A 17,995-nucleotide genomic window follows, 5' to 3' on the forward strand; every position below is an offset into this window, starting at 1 on the left:
TCGGAGTCGAGGTGCGTGAAGCCGGAACCGCTCACTCTCGTCGCCGTTCCAGCAGGACGGTGTCGACGACCTGGCCGGCCGCGACCTCGGTGATGTGCTCGGGCACGACGATCAGCGCGTTGGCGTAGGCGAGGTCGCCGATGAGGTGCGACTGCTGGGCGCCGATGGGCCGCACCTGGTACGAGCCGTCCTGCGCGGTCTGCACGCGGGCTCGGGCGAACTGCCGCCGGCCCTCGGGCGAGCGCAGCCGCTCTTGCAGGACGGCCTTAGCGCTGGGACGGTGCAGCCGCGGCGAGCCGAGCATCTTGCGGATGGCCGGGCGCACGAACACCTCGAACGAGACGAACGCGCTGACGGGGTTGCCGGGGAGCGCGAAGATCGGCGTGTGGTCGTCGCCGATGGTGCCGAAGCCCTGCGGCTTGCCCGGCTGCATGGCGACGGAGTCGAACTTCACGGTGCCGAGGCCGGAGAGCACCTCTTTGACGATGTCGTAGGCGCCGGCGCTGACCCCGCCCGTCGTGATGACCATGTCGGCGCGGATCAGCTGGTCCTCGATGAGGCCGAGCAGGCGGTCCTTGTCGTCGGGGACCGGCGGGACGCGGTAGGCGACGGCGCCGGCCTCGCGCGCGGCGGCCGTCAGGGTGAACGAGTTGGACTCGGAGATCTGCCCGGCGCTCAGCGGGTACCCGGGCTCGACCAGTTCGCTGCCGGTGGAGACGACGACGACGCGCGGGCGCGGCCGCACGACGACGCGGTCGCGCCCGACGGCGGCGAGCAGGCCGATCTGCGCGGCGCCGAGGTACGTCCCGGCGCCCAGCACGACGTCGCCCTCCTGGACGTCGCCGCCGGCCCGCCGGATGTGCGCGCCCGGCTTGGCCGGAGTATTGATGCGGACCCGCACGGTGCCGGCGTCGGTGTCTTCGACCGGCACGATGGCGTCGGCCCCGGACGGCATCGGCGCGCCGGTCATGATGCGCGCGGCCAGTCCCGGCCCGATGGCGTTGACCCGGGCGTCGCCGGCCGGGATGTCGGCGACGACGGGCAGCTCGACCGGCTCGTCGGCGGACGCCCCGGCGACGTCGTCGGCCACCACGGCATAGCCGTCCATGGCGGTGTTGTCGAACTGCGGCAGAGACCACGGCGCGATGACGTCCTCGGTGAGGACGCAACCGTGAGCGTCGAGCAGCTGGAAGTCCAGCTCGCTCAGCGGCCGGACCGCCGCGAGGATGTCCGAGAGATGGTCGGCGACGCGCTTCACTCAGTCATCCTCAACCTCGGGGGGAAGCTGCGCAACGAACTCGCGCAGGAAGGCGCGGAAGTCGACGCCGAGGTCGCTGCGCTCGCTGGCCAGGCTGACGATGGTGCGCAGGTAGTCGAGACGGTCGCCGGTGTCGTAGCGGCGGCCGCGGAACACCACCGCGTGGACGCCGCCGCCCTGGTCAGCGGGCATGCCGGCGAGCGTCTTGAGCGCGTCGGTCAGCTGGATCTCGCCGCCCCGGCCGGGCTCGGTCTGGCGCAACACGTCGAAGACGGCCGGATTCAGCACGTACCGGCCGATGACGGCGAGGTTGCTCGGCGCGGTGCCGGGCTCGGGCTTCTCGACGAGGTCGGTGACGCGCATGACGTCGTCCTCGGCCGGCTCGACGGACGCGCAGCCGTACATGTGGGCCAGTTCGGGCGGGACCTCGATGAGCGCGATGACGCTGCCGCCGTGGCGCTTCTGGACGTCGAGCATGTGCGGCAGCAGGGGGTCGCGGGGGTCGATGAGGTCGTCGCCGAGCATGACGGCGAACGGCTCGTCGCCGACGTGCAGCGCGCCACAGAGGACGGCGTGGCCGAGACCGCGCGGGTCGCCCTGGCGGACGTAGTGGATGTCGCCCAGGACCTGCGACTTCATGACGCGTCGCAGCCGCTCTTGATCGCCCTTCTGTTCCAGGGCGCGCTCCAGCTCCCACGCGCGGTCGAAGTGGTTCTCGATGGCGTCCTTGTTGCGCCCGGTGACCAGCAGCACGTCGGACAGCCCCGCCGCGACCGCCTCCTCGACGACGTACTGGATGGCCGGCTTGTCGACGACCGGCAGCATCTCCTTCGGCGTCGCCTTGGTGGCCGGCAGGAACCTCGTGCCGAGGCCCGCGACCGGGATGACCACCTTCGTCACCGCGCCGTGCTGTCCCGTGTGCGCTGCAGTCATGGGCGTCACCCTACAAACACCGGCGGACAGTCAGAAGGGTGACGTGCGATCGGCCGTACGGTGAAGGGGTGACGACGACGGTGCGCGAGGCCAAGGAGGCGCTGCGCGAGCGCATCCTGACCCGGCGCCGCGAGCTCGACGCCACGGCTCTGGCATCGGCCGCGGCCCGTCTGAGCGACGTCGTCCGAGGGCTGCCCGAGGTGGCCGCCGCCTCGACCGTCGCCCTGTACGTGTCGGTGGGCCGCGAGCCCGGCACCGGGCCGCTGATCGAGTCACTCAGCGACGACGGCGTCGACGTGCTGCTGCCGGTGCTGCTGCCCGGCGGCGACCTCGACTGGGCGCGCTACACCGGGCCGCAGGGTCTGACGCCGGCGGCGCGGGGGCTGCTCGAGCCGGACGGCGAGCGGCTCGGCCCGGACGCGGTGACGGCGGCGGCCGTGCTGCTGGTCCCCGGCCTGGCCGTCGACCGGCGCGGGCACCGGCTGGGGCGGGGCGGCGGGTCGTACGACCGCGTGCTGGCCCGGCTGCTCGCGTCGTCGCCGCCGGCGTTCACCTGCGTGCTGCTGCACGACGGCGAGGTGCTGGACATGCCGGTCCCCCGCGAACCCCACGACGTCCCCGTCGACGCCGCTGCCACGCCGGGCGGGGTGCACCGGCTGCGTTGAGGGCCAAGTCCCGAGAGGGCGACGTCCGTCGGCCTGAGCCGCGTCCGCCCAGCGTGAGCCCTGCCCGTCGACCCGAGCCCCGTCCGCCCAGCGCGGGCCCCCGTCGACCCGAGCCCCGTCCGCCCAGCGCGAGCCGCGTTCGGCCGACGTTGTCGGTGCCCGCCCCTAGGGTGGGCCCCACCCGGGCCAGGGAGGGGTCCACCTACCACGTGAATTCACGCCGTTCACGTGACGGTCGGCCGAGTCCGTCAGGGTGGGCCGCGTAGGCCGGCTCGAGCCCGTCCGCCCAGCGCGAGCCCTGCCCGTCAAGCCGAGCCCCCGTCAAGCCGAGCCCCGCCGGCCCGAGCCCCGTCTGCCCAGCGCGAGCCCCGCCCGCCGGCCCGAGCCCGTCCGCCCAGCGCGAGCCGCGTTCGGCCGACGTTGTCGGTGCCCGCCCCTAGGGTGGGCCCCACCCGGGCCAGGGAGGGGTCCACCTACCACGTGAATTCACGCGGTCCACGGCACGGGCGGCAGTCGCGGCTACGGCGACGCGGACGGCTCGGGGGGCCGGAACGTGAACGTGTGCTCCCCGGCGTCACGGACGGAGTCCTCGTCCCAGCGCATCGGCAACGTCTCGCCGTCGCGCCAGAGGTCCGTCTGGTCGCCGTAGTGGTCGTGGAACGGGTGGCCGCTGACGCCGGTGAGGTCGATCCAGCGGGACGCGTCGAGGTCGTCGAGGTCGACGATCATGCGCATGGACGGCGACCACACGGTCTCGTAGCCCTCGGCCGCGTCCCACGCGTTGGCCAGCACGATCGAGCCGCCGCCACCCACCTCGACCGGCCCGCGGTTGAACATCCACTCGACCAGCCCGATGTCGGACGTGCCGAACGTCGGCTCGGTCAGCTCCAGCCCGTGCAGCCGGCCCCACTCCCACTTGGACGCGTCCTTGCCCTGCTCGCGGGTCATCTCGTCGCGCGCGTCGCGGGCCGCCTCGACCAGGATGATGTCGCGCGTCTCGGTGACGTTCTCGCTGCTGACGTCGTCCCAGAACGGGTCGCTGGGGACCTGCAGCAGGTTGCGCACGACCTCGAACCAGCGGCCGCCGCCGTCGGGCCACTCGTCCTCGGGCAGCTCGTCGTGGAAGGTCAGCTCGAGCAGGTTGCGCCAGACGGCGTTGAAGTAGGCGGCCGCCGCGGAGTCGGCCGTCATCGACTTGTCCCAGTCGCGCAGCAGCCGCAGGCCGTCGCCGTAGTAGCCCTCGGGCGCGTCGAGCTCCAGCAGGTACGGCACCAGGATGTCGGCGGCGTCGCTGTAGGAGTCCAGCTGGATCGCCGCCATGTCCTCGACGCCGAGCGGCTCGCCGCTGCCAACCCGTTCGTCCAGCAGCTCGTTGATGCGCCCGGCCCGGTGCCCGGGGTCGAAGTCGCCGGTGAGCAGGAACGGGTAGCGGTCGCTGGTGACCGGCTGGTTCGCCGTGACGACGTACCCCTGCGCCGGGTTGAGCACGCTGGGCAGGCTGGCGAACGGGATGTAGCCGGCCCATTCGTAGGTGCCGGTCCAGCCGGGCACCGGGTAGCGGCCGTCGTAGCTGGTGCGGACGGGGATGCGGCCGGGCGCCTGGTAGCCGATGTTGCCGTCGGTGTCGGCGTAGACGAGGTTCTGCGACGGGACGTCGAACAGCACCGCCGCCGACCGGAACGATTCCCAGTCGGTGGCCCGGTTCAGCGCGAAGATCGCGTCGGCCGTGCGGCCCGGGTCGAGCGCCGTCCAGCGCAGCGCGACCTCGTACCCGTCGTCCGGCGGTGGCTCATCCTCGACCCGCGCCTCGGCGCCGACGTCCTCGATGTCGTCGTCGCGTTCGGAGACGAGCGGGCCGTGCCGGGTGCGGCGGACGGTGATGGTGACGTCGTCGCCGCCGGCCACCCGGATGGTCTCTTCGCGGACCTCCAGCGGCACCCAGTCGTCGCCGACGAGGTAGGAGTTGCCGCGGACCTGCTCGAGGTAGAGGTCGGTGACGTCCGGGCTGAGGTTGGTGAACCCCCAGGCGACGTCCTGGTTGTGGCCGATGATCACGCCTGGCAGGCCGGCGAACGAGTAGCCGACGACGTCGAACGGGCAGGCCGGGCCGACGTCGCGGCAGTGCAGGCCGACCTGGTACCAGATCGACGGCATCGACGGCGCCAGGTGCGGGTCGTTGGCCAGCAGCGGCGCGCCGGACTCGGTGTGGTCGCCGGCGACCACCCACGAGTTCGAGCCGACGCCGTCACCGTCGCCGAACGTGACCGGCGCGGCGTCGAGGCCGTCGGCGGCCCGCTGGATGGCGTCGGCCGCGGCGGGCGCCAGCGGCACCGGTGTGCCGTCGGGCCCGGTCAGCGTGTCGGGCAGCCGCGGTGAGACGTACTCGTCCGGGACGATCGGCGGCGTGAGCCCGCTCGGCGACTCGGGCCAGAGCTGCTCGACGCGGTCGGCGGGCAGGCCGCTGCCCGCGAGCAGCGACCGGCTCAACTCGTCCTGCACGTTGCCGCGCAGGTCCCACGCCATCGCCTTGAGCCAGCTCAGGGAATCGACCGGGGTCCAGCGGCTGGGCGCGTCGTCGCCGCCGGTCAGGCCGAGCAGCGTGTAGGCGAGGCCGCGCTCGCCGCCGTCGGTGTGGTCGAGCCAGGCGTTGACGCCGTCGGCGTACGCGTCGAAGTAGCGCCGGCTCTCGGGGCTGATCAGCGGCAACTCCGCGCGGGCGACGTCGGTCCAGCCGAGCGTCCGGACGAACGCGTCGGTCTCGACCTGGTCCTCGCCGAACAGCTCCGACAGCCGGCCGGACGTGACGTGCCGGCGGAAGTCCATCTGCCAGAAGCGGTCCTGCGCGTGCACGTACGCCTGCGCCCGGAACAGGTCCTCGGCGGTGTCGGCGTAGATGTGCGGGATGCCGTTCTCGTCGCGGATCACCTCGACGTCGGCCGTCAGGCGCGGGAGTTCGGCGGAGCCGTCGTAGTCGGGGTAGGCGCGGCGCACCGACCAGACGCCGACCGAGGCCGTGGCGACGAGCGCCAGCACGACCAGGCCCGCCAGGACGGCGAGCCCGGCGGCGATGCGGCGACGAGTCACCGGGACAGACTAGGCGACCGATCACGGCGGCCTGACTGCCGTCGCCAGTGCGTGTCGACAGCAAGGTCTCGACCTTTCCGTCCCATAAGGAAAGCTCTCAGCCTTGCAGAGGTGGACGCCAGGCCGTAGCCTTGCAGTGTGCCGTTCGTCCTGACCGTCGACCAACGCGGCAGCCGCCGCGGCCGCGACCTGGTCGAGGACGCCCTGTCCACGCTGAAGCAGCTGGTGCACGAGCCGCTGCTCGCGTTCGAGCGCACCGCCGGCGACGAGTTCCAGGGCGTGCTCGCCGAGCCCGACGCCGCCGTCGACGCCGCGCTGCTGCTGCTGCGCGTCGACGCGTGGAGCGTCGGCATCGGTGCGGGGCCGGTCGAGGAGCCGCTGCCCGGCAGCACCCGGTCCGCGCGCGGGCCCGCGTTCATCCATGCCCGCGAGGCGCTCGACGCCGCCAAGCTGCGGCCGCAGCACGTCGCCGTCGCCGGGACCGACCCCGAGCGCGCGCAGGAGGCCGATGCCGTCCTCACACTCGTCGCGGCCGTCATCGCGCGGCGCAGCGCGGCCGGCTGGGCCGCCGTCGACCTCGTCGAGGCGGGCCACACCTTCGCCGAAGCCGCCGACATCCTCGGCGTCACGCGCCAGGCGGTCGGGCAGCGGCTCGCGGTCGCGCTCTGGCAGCAGGAACGCGACGCCCGGCCGGTCGTGACGCGGCTGCTCCAGGAGGCCGCATGACGGTCGTCGCCGCCGGCCCCGGCGCCCCGCAGATTGCCGAACGGCAGGAGGCCGCATGACCGCCACAGCGGTCGTCTTGCTCGCCGTCGCGGCCGTGGCCGGAGCCGTCGTCTGGTACGCCGTCGAGCACCGCCGGCCCTCGGCGGGGACGGCGACGTGGCTGGCCGCGGCCGCTGTGCCGATCGTGCTGGCCGGGGCGGCGGCGCTGTTCGGGCTCGGCGGCGATCCGGCCGGCGAGGGACTGCTCCACGTCGCCCGGGCGGCCGCCGTCGTCGCCGCCGTGACCGGCGGCAGCGTCATCGCGACGGCCCTGCTCCGGGTCGCCGACCGCCGCACCGCCGACCTCGGGTCCTCCGTCACGCGGTTCTCCGTCACCCGCTCCGCCGGTGCGGGGTCAGCCGGCGAGGACGGAACGGACGGCGACGGCGTAGGCGGCGACGCCACGGCGGCGGTGTCCGACCCGGAGACCCTGCGCGGCGGCACATCCATCGGCGTCCTCGAGCGCGTCGCCGTCGCCGTCACCCTGCTCGCCGGCTGGCCGGAAGGGCTCGCACTCGTCCTGGGCGTCAAGGGACTCGGCCGCTATCCCGAACTGCGCCGGCCCGCGGCGGCTGAACGGTTCATCATCGGGACTCTGGCCAGCGTCCTCTGGGCCGTCGCCACCGTGGGCGTCGTCGCCGCCGTGCAAACGTAAATCGCGACTTGGTCAGTGCCCACCCGTAGGGTTGGGTCCCACCCGGACCGGGGCGGGTCTACCCAGGCAGCTGCGCGCACGAACAGCCTCCGACGGCGGCCGAGCAGCGGGAGGCCGTGCGGCGCAGGCAAGCAGCCGGGCGCCGCCGCCACATGGGCAACGGCCACCAGCCCCCCAGCCACACGCCCCACGGCGACCAGCGCCCCGGCCACACGGACCACGGCCATCAGCGCGCCCCAGCCCCACGGACCACGGACCACGGACCACGGACACCAGCACACCCCCAGCCACACGCCCCATGGTCACCAGCACGCCGCCCGGCTTCCCAGCCGCACCTGGGCCCAGCGAGCGGCGACCGCCAGCTGCGGCGGGCGGGCCGTGCGGGGCGGGCCACAGATGCCCGCGTGGACAATGCCGGGTCCGACCGGGCATTATTCTTGGCAGTCGAGGGTTGAGAGTGCTAAGAGCCGTCGGCCTTCGGCGGCGACCCAGGAGGATCCACGCGTGCCCACCTACCAGTACGTCTGCACTGACTGCGGCGAGCCCTTGGAGGCCGTGCAGAAGTTCAGCGACGACGCCCTGACCGAGTGCCCCGCCTGCGGCGGCCGCCTGCGCAAGGTGTTCTCCGCCGTCGGCGTCGTGTTCAAGGGGTCGGGCTTCTACCGCAACGACAGCCGCTCCACCACCACGTCCAGCACGCCGGCGAGCAGCAGCAGCAAGGACTCCTCGTCGTCGTCGAGTGACTCGAGCAAGAGCAGCGGCGACTCGTCGACGAAGAGCTCGACGACCACGAAGGACTCCTCCTCCAGCTCGAAGGCCTCCTCCCCCGCCGCCTGATTCGTCCACAGGCAGGTCCGCCCCGAATCGGCCCTGTGGACAACCCGTTCGGCGGGTTCCGAAGCGCTTAGCGTCGTCGACATGGACGACCTCCGCTCCGCTCTCCAGCGCCTGCTCCGCGCGGCCGGCTGGCACCGTCGGCTGCTCGCCGCCGGGCTGGCCGCCGCTGCGGTCGCGTTCGCCATCCAGGCCGCGTCGCCCGGCCCAGCGCCGACGGTCGACGTGGTCGTGGCCGCACGCGACCTGCCGGGCGGTGCCGTCCTCGCCGACGACGACCTGACCATCGCGGCCCTACCGCCCGACGTGGTTCCCAGCGGCGCCGTCGGACGCGCCGAGGCGGCGGGCGCGCTGCTCGCCGCGCCCGTCCGGGCCGGCGAGCCCATCACCGACCGGCGATTACTCGGCCCCGGCCTGCTCGAGGGCTGGGGTGACGACGTCGTCGCGACGCCGGTGCGGGTGGCCGACGCGGGCGCGGTGAGCCAGTTGCGGCCCGGCGACCGCATCGACCTGCTGGCCACGACGCTCGACGGCGCGGCTCGCACGGACGTCGTCGCGGCGGACGTGCCGGTGCTGACGGTGCCCGCGGCCGGCGACGGCGGGCTGACCGAGGGCGCGCTGCTCATGGTCGCTGCTACGCCCGATCAGGCCGCCGGTCTGGCCACCGCCGCCGTCACGTCACGGCTGTCGTTCATCGTCGGTGTGTCGTGATTTCCCCTGATCACGACGTTTCAACGGCTAAGGTGTGCCCGGCCAAGCGTCCTTGCACGGGAGAAGGGAAGAGTGAATGCTCAAGGGTTTCAGGGACTTCATCAGCCGGGGGAGCGTCGTCGAACTGGCGGTCGCGGTGGTCATCGGCGCCGCGTTCACCGCCATCGTCAACGCGCTGGTCGAGGGGTTCATCAACCCACTGATCGCGGCGAGCTTCGGTGAGCCAGACCTCACGGCCGTCGGCAACTTCACCATCAACGAGGCCCACTTCTCCATCGGGCTGATCCTTGCCGCGATCTTCAACTTCCTCTGCGTCGCGGCGGCCATCTACTTCTTCATCGTCGTGCCGATCAACAAGATGCGCGAGATGCGGGCAAAGGAGCCGGAGGGCGAGGAGGAGATCGAGCCGGAGGAGCAGATCCTGCTGCTGCGCGAGATCCGCGACGCCCTGCGCGACCGCGTCTGAGCCCCCGGACGTCGGGCGGGCGCCCGCCAGGTGCGGTTCGGCGCCCGTTCGACGGCCATCGGGCCGGACGGCCGCCGGGTCAGACCGCCGCCGGGTCGGACCGCCGCCGGGTCAGACGCCCGTCGGGCCGGACCGCCGTCGGGTCGGACCACCGCCGGCTCAGACGCCCGTCGGGTCAGACAGCTGCCAGGCCAGACGCTCGTTGGGTTAGACCGTCGCCGGGTCGGACCGGACCGCTGGGTCAGACGACTGCCAGGCCAGACGGCCGTCGGTCACCAGTGCGGCGGGCGCTCTTCGAGCAGCCGCGCGTCGTTGGAGGCGTCGTCGTCGCCCCAGCCGGTCGGGCGTTCGTCGGTGGTGGTGTCGGGCAGGACCTCGAGGTCGTCCTCCCACCCGGATGCGCTGCTCATGCCCGTCGTTCCTCTCGTTGGTCGAACCCCGGGCCGGCGCCGCTGCCGGCCGTTCGATCCGCTGGTTCAGTCCAGGTCGCCCGCCTCGACGCGGGCCAGCCGGCGCTGCCTGACCAGGTTGTCGACGTCGATCTCCGGCGCACCGGTCTCGTACCAGAGTGCCGCGAACACGCCGATGACGTCACGCTGGCTCAGGATGCCGGCCAGCTTGCCGTTGTCGACGATCGGCAGGTGCCTGATCCAGTGCTGCGCCATCAGCCGGGCCGCCTCACGCACGTGGGTGCCGGGCTCGGCAGTGATGACCTCGCGCGTCATGACCTCGGTGATCGGCGCCTCGTCGGGGTCGGCGCCCCGGCCGACCGCCCGCATGACGTCGCGCTCGGTGATGATGCCCACGATCTCGTCGCCCTCGACGATGACCACCGACCCGGTCTGCTGCCTCCACATCTGCTCGGCGGCGCTGCGCAGCGTCCCCGAGGTGGAGTCGGTGATGGTGGCGTTGGTCATGATCTCGTCGACGCGCACGGTGGTCTGCTCCCCCTGAACGGCTCACTAGCTGGAAGATCACCAGCGTAGAACACCATCCTGTGAGACCGGCGGCCGATTTCCGGATCCGCCGGTCAGCCGGCTGACGGTCGCCGGTCAGGCAGCGGGCGAGCCGGCGCGGGCGACGCGGACGGCGTGGCGGAGGACGTCGGTGGTGCGGGGGTCGGCGAGGTCGAGGGCGAGGTCCGTGGCGAGCAGCCCGACCACGTCGTCGACGCGGCGGGCGATGCCGTCGGACTCGGTCCAGCGGGCCAGCGCCGCCAACTCGCGGCCGGTGTAGTCGCTGACCGACCGGCCGCTCACGATCAGCGGGCGGTTGCCCTGACGCACCGGCTCGAGCTCCGGTTCGGGATCGGACGAGCCGACGGGCTCCGGGCCGGCGGCGGTCCCTGCGGCCGCGGTCGCCGCGGAGTCGCCGGACGTGGACGGACCCGCCGACGCCTTGCCAGTCGCGCCCTTCGGCTCAGCGGCCGACGCCTTGCCCTTCGCCGCCGACGTGCCCCGCGAGGCGTTCTGACCAGTGGCCGTGGCGGTGCCGGACACGGTCGAGGTGCCGCCCGCGGTATTGCCGGCCGCTGACGACGTGGCGCGCGGGGCGTTCTGGCCGGTGGCCGCGGCGTTCTCGGCGGCAGATGCCTTGCCGTCCGTTGCTGCCGGGCCGGTCGTCGCGGCGCTGCCGCCCGCGGCCGACGCGGCATCAGTGGTCGACGCAGGGCCGGCGGTCGACGTGGCGTCAGTGCTCGAGGTCGGTTGATCCACTGCCTCGGCGCTCCCGGCCGCCGGCGTTCTGCCGTCGGCGGTCGTCTCGCCCGCGGCCGCAGCCTCGCCGTCGGTCGTCGAGGCTGGGTCGTCTGCCGCGCTACCGGACGCGGACGCCTCGCCCGACGTCGACGGGGGCGCGGCGGACGTCTGGCCGGACGCCGGCCGCTGCGCCCCACGCGCGGCGGGAACAGACCGCTGGCCGACCGGCGGGCGCTGGGCGGCGACAGTACCCTGCGCGGACACCAACTCGTCCTCCGGCATGCCCGCGACGATGTCGGCCTCGGCCGCCGCGACGGCCCAGTCGTAGGCGTCGGCGTCGCGGACGGCCTGCTCGTACGCCGCCAGCAGCCGCTCGGTCTCGGCGTCCGGGTCGGCCGCCCACGCCGCCGACCAGATGCGATGCACCGTCCAGCCGAGCCGGGTGAGCTGTTCCTGCCGCAACCGCTCCCGCTCGCGCGCGCTGCGCCGGGCCGCGTACGTCTCGCCGTCGGTCTCGACGGCCAGCACGAACCGCGACCGGCGCGTCGGATGCCGGACCGCGACGGCGACACCGCCGGGCCCGCCGTGGCCGAGCACGATCTCGGCCTCGACGCCGGCCGCCTGCAGCCGCTCGGCGACGGTCTCGGCGAGCAGGCCGGACCGGCCCGGCGCCGCCGTGGCGCCCTCGACCCAGTCGGGCTGCGGGCCCCGTTGCACGTACGCCAGGAACTGCCCGAGCGCCTGCGCACCGGGCGTCGTCAGCCGCCGCGGGCTGAGGTCCTCGGCGCCGAAGGTCGCGACGACAGTGAGCCGCTCGCGCGAGCACAGGGTCGCCGCGCTGAGCCGACGCTCGCCGCCGGGCCGGCCCAGGGCGCCGAAGCGGTAGAGGATGCGCCCGTCGACCGACCGGCCGTACCCGAGCGTCAGGATGATCGCGTCGCGGACATCACCGGAGACCCGCTCGACGTCCTTGATGAAGAACGGTTCGGCGCGGTCGCCGCGCAGGTGCGGCGCCACCTCGGGCGCCCGGATCAGCGCGTGCCGCAGCGCCGCGTCGAGCCGCTCGGCGTGCCGCGGGCCGAGCGTGACGACGCCGAGGCTCTCGTGCGGACGCTTGCGGACGTGGTCCAGGACCAGCTCGACGACGCGGCCGACCTCGTCGGACGAGCTGTCGACGGGGTCGTCGGCGATGGGGTCGGAGTCGACGATCTCCATGGTCACGCGGTCGGCGCCGCCGACACCGGGGACGGTCGTCAGGCGGCCGGCGTGCGTGGAGCGGGCGGCGAAACCGACGAGGCGGTCGTCGCGGACGCGGTACTGCCCTGTGAGCAGCCGCTCGGGCAGGGCCTCGCGGAGCAGGTCGACGACGGACGCGGGCGGGTCCTGCGCCCAGGGCCCCTCCTGCTCGTCGGGATCCGGCGCGGGCTCGACGGCGGTGGTGAACGGCGGGCGCGCGACGTCGTCGTCGCCGACGAGGACGACGCGGGCGCCGCGGGCCAGCGCCGAGACCGATTCAGCGACGGCGAGCCGTCCGGCGTCCTCGACCACCACGACGTCGAACAGCGGCCGCGGCGGCAGCAGCTCGGCGACGGCCAGCGGCGACGCGACCCAGCACGGGACGGTCACCAGCGCGAGGTCCGGCGCCTCCTCGACGAGGGCGCGCGGCGTGGCCGGCAGGGCGCTGTCGGGCGACTCGGTCAGGACGGCGGTCTGGCCCTCGTGCTCGGCGGCGACGTCGGCGAACCGCGCCCGCCGCGCCTCCAGGACGCGGCCGGCGGCGGCGCGCACCTCGACCATGTCGGCGGCCCGGAACTCCTCCAGCCGCCGGTCGTGCGCGTACCGGTCGAACCGGCCGAGCGCGGGATCGGTGGAACGCCACAGGTCCAGCAGCGACGAGTACCAGGCGTAGTCGAAGACGGCCTCGACCTGGTCGGGGCCAACCTCGCGACGGCGCAGCTCGGCGATGAGGTCGTCGAGCCCCGCCGCGGACAGCTCGGCCTGCAGCTCGTACAGCCGCGGCAGCGCGCGTAGGTGCCCGGCGTCGGCGATCAGCTCGTCCAGCCGCTTCGCGACGTCGGCGAAGGAGAGGTGCTCGAAGTCGGCGGTGCGCGGGTTGCCGTCGGCGAGCGTGGCCAGCGAGTGCCGGACGCCCTTCGCGGCGTCGACGGCGTTGGCGAGGTGCGGCCCGGTGCGCGGCGCCTTGCCGTCGCGGGACCGCTCGCGCCACGTGGCCAGCTGCTCCCGTGCGGCGATGAGGCCCTCGTGCTGGCGGGGACGGTGCTGCCGGCCCGCCTTGCCGGTGAGGTCGGCGAGCCGTTTGCGCAGCTTGCGCCGGGTGAGGAAGCCGGACTCGGCGCCCTGCGCCGCGCGGTAGGCGCGGTCGCCGGTGGCGGCGGCCAGCTCGTCGAGCGGCTCGTCCCAGATCTGCGCGCCCAGCGTCTCGATGGTCCGCCCGACCGACGCCAGCAGGTCGACGGTCTCGAGGCACTCGGCGACGGTGCCCGGCCCGGCCAGCCCCACCTCGACGGCGGCCCGCGTGGCGGCGTTCTTCAACCGCGGCAGCGCCCGTTCGCGCAGCTCGGTGACGGTGCCGAAGAGCGCGTCGGCGGCCCGGATGTCGGGGACGTCGGAGCCGAACCACGGCGAGCCGGACTCCGTCAGCGTCAGGCCCTCGATGTTGGCGAAGTCGCGCAGCTGCAGCCGGACGTGCGCCGTGCTGCCGGCCCGCCCGAGGACGTCGGGATCGACCCGAGCCGGTGTGCGGGCGAACTCCTGCGCCGTCGCGACCAGCACCATCGCCTCGTGCGCCGTCGAGCCCCACGGCTGGCGGATGGTGTGGATCGCGTCGCGGTAGGCGTCGAGCTCCGCGGCCAGCGCGGCGGCGGTGCCGGGCGTGATGTGCTCGAACTCGCCGGGCCGGGCCTGCCGCAGCCGGCGGGCGGTCGCGGCGATCTGCTGGACGGCGTCAGCCGGAGGCGTGCGCCCCGCGTCGAGGACGACATCGCGCAGGCCGACGGAGTCGAGGCGGGCGACGAGGTCGTCGAGGACGGTCCGCTTCTCGCCCACGACGAGCACCCGCTGACCCCGTCCGACCAGCTCCGACACCAGCGCCGCGACGGTCTGGGTGCGGCCGGTGCCAGGCGCGGCGGCGACCCGCAGGTGAGCGTCGCCGGCGGCGGCCGCCACCACCTCGTCCTGCTCGGTGTCGGTGTCGAGGACGCGGTAGCGCGGCTCTGCCGGGCTGCCGGTGCGCGCGACGGCGGACAGCGCGGCGGAGTCGCCGGCCAGCGCGGCCACGACGTCGTGGCGCTGCAGGTCGACGCCGAGCGCGGCGAGGTCGCGGCTGAGCGCCAGCGGAACGGTGGTGAACGTCGCCAGCACCGCGCGGTGCGCGATGGCGAAGCCGTCGACGACGTGCGGCGGGGCGAACTCGCGCAGCCGCTCGACCACCGTCGCGTACCGCAGCCGGCCGGAGGGGTCGCGCAGGTCGTCGGTGGCGAAGCGGAGCCCGAGCTGGGAGTCCAGCGCCCACAGCAGCACGGGGTTGACGAACGGGTCGTCGGCGATGGTGATGCTGAAGTCGGTCTCGGCCGGGTCGCGCGCCTCGACGACCGCCGAGCGGAGCATGACCGGCGCCGTCGGCCGGCGCGCCGCGAACGGGTTCGCCCAGGTCGCGATGCCGACGGCGAGGTAGCTGACGGCGATGCCGCGCTCTTCGGACAGCTCGCGGGACTTGTCGCGGATGGCCCGCACCGACCGGAGCGCCGACGTCCGCAGCGGCTCGTACGGGAACAGCTTGGAGACCAGGACCGGCGCGCCCTCGAGCAGCAGCTTGCGCGCCTCGGGCTCGGCGGCCGCGAGGTCGAGCGTGCCCACCTTGAGGTCGCGGTACGACAGCAGCGGGTCGCGTCCGCCGAGCGCCGCGAGGTCGCCACTCCACCGTTCGACGGCGTGAGCGACCAGCTCCGCCCGAGTCGGAACGGGGCCGGCGACGGCGTCGCTGCGCATCGCGCTCACGGGAGCGATAGCTGGGGAACCGGATGCCTCACACCCCGGAGGCTAGTTCGCGAAGCCCGCTCATGTGGGGAGGCAAGCCGAACACGTGCACAGGTTTAACCGCAGGCTGTCCGGTTTGTCCCGCCGCGGTGGACGACGCGCGAGCGGGTATGTGCCATGCCGGTCATCGTCATGGCCTAAAGTGGCGCCGGTCCACGGGGGGCGAGGGTTCCGGCACACGCGAGATCCGGAACCAAGCCAGGCTCGAAAGGTGTGAGTCGTGAAACTGCTCGAGGACGTCCCCTCGGCCGTCGCCCACCGTCCGCCGCCGCGCCGCACTCGTCTCACCCTCGGGGTGGCCGCGGTGTTCCTGCTGGTGGCAGCCGTCGTCGGCGTGCTGCTGGTCGCGTCCAGCGGATCGGACGACACCGCCGCGGACAGCGACCCTCGTCCGTCCGGGACGCTCGCGGACTGGGCCGCCGGCGTCACCGACGCCTGCACCACGGTGGCGGCGGAGCAGCCGATCATGGCGCAGGGGCCCGAGGTGCGGCTGGACGTCGCCAACCTCGCCGCGGTCTCCGCCGGGACGAGCGCGCTCGTCGCCGCCGTCCACGATGTGCCGCTGCCGGCCGAGGAGGCGGAGCAGGCGCAGGCGGGCGCCACCGTCACCGCCGGTGACCAGGCCGCGCAGGCGTGGACCGCGCTGACCGACACGTCCACCGAGGTGACCCAGGATCAGGTGACCCAGGCCGCCGAGCTGACCGCCGGCTTCGTCGCCGGCATGACGCAGCTCGGGGTGAACTGCGCGCCGATCGGCTGACGCCGCCACGGTAAGGTGGAGGGGTGAAGTCCCTCGTGCTGGTGTGGTGGCTGCCTTCGTAGGCGGCCCACCTCAGCATGTTCATCGGCCGCCGCGACGGCGGCCGACCAGGTGACAGCTCTCGCGGTGGCCTTGCCACCGAACGGAGAGCGTCATGACCCTCACCCTCGACACGCCGCTGCTGGCCGACCCGGCCGACGTCGCGGCCGATCCGTCGCGCTACCGCGTCCTCACCGGCGACCGGCCGACCGGGCCGCTGCACCTCGGCCACTACTTCGGGACGCTGCTCAACCGCGTCCGCCTGCAGCGTCAGGGCGTCGAGACCTTCCTCGTCGTCGCCGACTACCAGGTGATCACCGACCGGCTGTCGCCCGGCGAGATCGCGGCGAACGTGCGCGAGGTCGTCCTGGACAACCTCGCGGCCGGCGTCGACCCGGACGGCACGACGGTGTTCGCGCACAGCGCGGTGCCGGCACTGAACCAGCTGCTGCTGCCGTTCCTCTCCCTGACGACGGTGGCCGAGCTGCAGCGCAACCCGACCGTCAAGGACGAGGCGGCCGCGTCCGGGCTGGCGTCGATCAGCGGGCTGCTGCTGACATACCCCGTCCACCAGGCCGCGGACATCCTGTTCTGCCACGGCAACCTCGTACCCGTCGGCGACGACCAGCTGCCGCACGTCGAGCAGACCCGGCTGGTCGCGCGGCGGTTCAACGAGCGTTACGCCGGCGGGCGCGCCGTCTTCCGCGAGCCGCAGGCGCTGCTGTCGCCGGCGCCGCGGCTGCTCGGCGTCGACGGACGGAAGATGAGCAAGAGCCGCGGCAACACCATCGCATTGAAGGCGAGCGCGGACGAGACGGCGCGGCTGATCAGGCGCTCGGTCACCGACGCCCGGCGCGACATCACCTACGACCCCGCCGAGCGGCCGGGCGTGTCGTCGCTGGTCGAGATCGCCGCGCTGTGCCTGGGCGTCGCGCCGGACGAGGTCGCGGCGCAGGTCGGCGATGGCGGCTCGGCGCTGTTGAAGGCGCTGGTCATCGACGTCGTGAACGAGGAGCTGCGGCCCGTGCGGGAGCGGCGGGCGGCGTACGCGGCCGAGCCCGGGCTGGTCGGGTCGCTGCTGGCGGCGGGCGCCGAGCGAGCGACGGCGATGGCCGAGGCGACGCTGGCCGACGTGCAGGAGGCGCTCGGGATGACGGCCTATTGAAGAGCCTCCGGAAATGATGGGGCGCGTCTGGTGAGGGTGGGATCACCAGACGCGCCCCGAACGCGGCCGACTGATCGTCAGGGCCGCTGTTCACCGGGCTCAGGGAGCTCGGTGGGCTGCCGATCCTCCGCTCCGGACGGCGGATCGGCGGGGTCGGCGGGCCGCTCGTCGGGGGCAACGGGCGGCTCCGCCGGGTCGGGGGCCGGGCGCTCCGGCGTCGTCGGGTCGATGCTCGGGACGTCGTCGGGCCGGCCCGGGTCGTCCGGCTGGCCCGGGTCGTCCGGCTGGCCCGGGTCGTCCGGCCGGTGCTCGCCGGGCGTCGTCGGGACGGTCGTCGGCAGGCCGGGCAGCTCAGGCTCGTGCCCCTCGCCCGGATCGTCGGGCTTGCCGCCCAGCTCCTGCGCGTCCTCGCTGACCTCCTGGCCGTCGACGCCGCCGTCGCGGGCGTCCTCGGCGACGTCCTCGCCGAACTCCTGAGGGTCGTCGAACGAGATCGGCGTCACCGTCTCGACCACCGACTCGACCCGCTGCTGCGCGGCGTCGGGCAGCGCTCCGGCGGCGGCGACGCCGGTGAAGCCGGTGAAGATCGCCGCGAGCGCGACGACCGCTCTGGTGCGCAGGCTCATCGCCGCCACCCTCCGGCCGAGCCGAGCACGGACGGTGTGCCCGCGCGGCAGCGGCGACGGCGCGACTCCGGCGAAGTCGCCCAGTGCGATGCGGCGGGCGAGTTCAGCCGTTGGGGGGACGGCTTCATCTGCACTCCTTCGGATGGCTTCGACCGCTTCCGACAGCGCCGTCAGGTCCTGGGCGCCGGGCGGCGTCCGAACACCGCGGAGGATCGCCTCGAGCGTCGCGTCGTCAGGAACGGTGGTGGGTGTCATGTCAGCTCTGTCATCGCCGGCACCGC

At 74.0% G+C, this 17,995-nt stretch carries 15 protein-coding genes; 8 read left to right on the forward strand and 7 right to left on the reverse strand.

What is annotated here, in order from left to right; all coding sequences use genetic code 11:
* Positions 1–31: 31 nt before the first annotated feature.
* Together glp and galU are read right to left on the reverse strand one after the other, a co-directional pair.
* Complete coding sequence (glp, locus tag BLU82_RS25320) at positions 32–1,258, reverse strand: gephyrin-like molybdotransferase Glp (RefSeq protein ID WP_092623746.1); 1,227 nt, start codon at positions 1,256–1,258, stop codon at positions 32–34.
* Positions 1,259–2,191, reverse strand: coding sequence for a UTP--glucose-1-phosphate uridylyltransferase GalU (gene galU, locus BLU82_RS25325; RefSeq protein WP_092623747.1), 933 nt, complete (start codon positions 2,189–2,191; stop codon positions 1,259–1,261). It lies immediately after the preceding gene.
* A 68-nt stretch (positions 2,192–2,259) separates the two neighbouring features.
* Between galU and BLU82_RS25330 the strand changes: the two genes are divergently transcribed.
* Positions 2,260–2,856 (forward strand): 5-formyltetrahydrofolate cyclo-ligase, encoded by a 597-nt coding sequence (locus BLU82_RS25330; RefSeq protein ID WP_092623748.1) that lies wholly within the window; start codon positions 2,260–2,262, stop codon positions 2,854–2,856.
* Positions 2,857–3,375: 519 nt separating this feature from the next.
* On the opposite strand, the gene BLU82_RS25335 is transcribed toward BLU82_RS25330, so the two are convergent.
* Positions 3,376–5,940: a penicillin acylase family protein gene (locus BLU82_RS25335; protein WP_197682458.1), complete on the reverse strand. Its 2,565-nt coding sequence runs from the start codon at positions 5,938–5,940 to the stop codon at positions 3,376–3,378.
* Positions 5,941–6,078: 138 nt separating this feature from the next.
* Here BLU82_RS25335 and BLU82_RS25340 point away from each other — a divergent pair, with 138 nt between their 5' ends.
* The 5 genes from BLU82_RS25340 (at position 6,079) to mscL (ending at position 9,371) form a co-directional block, all read left to right on the forward strand.
* Positions 6,079–6,666, forward strand: a complete 588-nt coding sequence (locus BLU82_RS25340; protein ID WP_092623749.1) for a hypothetical protein — start codon at positions 6,079–6,081, stop codon at positions 6,664–6,666.
* Positions 6,667–6,721: 55 nt separating this feature from the next.
* Positions 6,722–7,360: a hypothetical protein gene (locus BLU82_RS25345; RefSeq protein WP_092623750.1), complete on the forward strand. Its 639-nt coding sequence runs from the start codon at positions 6,722–6,724 to the stop codon at positions 7,358–7,360.
* A gap of 504 nt (positions 7,361–7,864) precedes the next feature.
* On the forward strand, positions 7,865–8,197 hold the full coding sequence (locus BLU82_RS25350; RefSeq protein WP_092623751.1) for an FmdB family zinc ribbon protein: 333 nt from the start codon (positions 7,865–7,867) through the stop codon (positions 8,195–8,197).
* A gap of 81 nt (positions 8,198–8,278) precedes the next feature.
* Positions 8,279–8,905 carry an SAF domain-containing protein gene (locus BLU82_RS25355; RefSeq protein ID WP_092623752.1) on the forward strand — a complete coding sequence of 209 codons (627 nt, stop codon included), beginning with the start codon at positions 8,279–8,281 and terminating at the stop codon, positions 8,903–8,905.
* 76 nt (positions 8,906–8,981) lie between these two features.
* A complete protein-coding gene (gene mscL / locus BLU82_RS25360; RefSeq protein WP_092623753.1) occupies positions 8,982–9,371 on the forward strand; it encodes a large conductance mechanosensitive channel protein MscL in 390 nt (129 codons plus the stop codon).
* 272 nt (positions 9,372–9,643) lie between these two features.
* On the opposite strand, the gene BLU82_RS34840 is transcribed toward mscL, so the two are convergent.
* The 3 genes from BLU82_RS34840 to BLU82_RS25370 form a co-directional block, all read right to left on the reverse strand.
* Complete coding sequence (locus BLU82_RS34840) at positions 9,644–9,781, reverse strand: hypothetical protein (RefSeq protein ID WP_172885702.1); 138 nt, start codon at positions 9,779–9,781, stop codon at positions 9,644–9,646.
* Positions 9,782–9,847: 66 nt separating this feature from the next.
* Complete coding sequence (locus tag BLU82_RS25365) at positions 9,848–10,306, reverse strand: cyclic nucleotide-binding/CBS domain-containing protein (RefSeq protein ID WP_092623754.1); 459 nt, start codon at positions 10,304–10,306, stop codon at positions 9,848–9,850.
* A 117-nt stretch (positions 10,307–10,423) separates the two neighbouring features.
* On the reverse strand, positions 10,424–15,076 hold the full coding sequence (locus tag BLU82_RS25370) for a DUF4011 domain-containing protein (protein WP_092623755.1): 4,653 nt from the start codon (positions 15,074–15,076) through the stop codon (positions 10,424–10,426).
* A 268-nt stretch (positions 15,077–15,344) separates the two neighbouring features.
* Here BLU82_RS25370 and BLU82_RS25375 point away from each other — a divergent pair, with 268 nt between their 5' ends.
* Positions 15,345–15,884, forward strand: coding sequence for a hypothetical protein (locus BLU82_RS25375; protein WP_092623756.1), 540 nt, complete (start codon positions 15,345–15,347; stop codon positions 15,882–15,884).
* Positions 15,885–16,038: 154 nt separating this feature from the next.
* On the forward strand, positions 16,039–17,088 hold the full coding sequence (gene trpS / locus BLU82_RS25380) for a tryptophan--tRNA ligase (protein WP_092623757.1): 1,050 nt from the start codon (positions 16,039–16,041) through the stop codon (positions 17,086–17,088).
* Between the two features lie 77 nt (positions 17,089–17,165).
* Here trpS and BLU82_RS25385 read toward each other — a convergent pair whose 3' ends face one another.
* On the reverse strand, positions 17,166–17,969 hold the full coding sequence (locus BLU82_RS25385; RefSeq protein WP_157741256.1) for a hypothetical protein: 804 nt from the start codon (positions 17,967–17,969) through the stop codon (positions 17,166–17,168).
* Positions 17,970–17,995 lie beyond the last annotated feature (26 nt).

Source organism: Jiangella sp. DSM 45060, assembly GCF_900105175.1.
In the GTDB taxonomy this organism is placed as follows: Bacteria; Actinomycetota; Actinomycetes; order Jiangellales; family Jiangellaceae; genus Jiangella.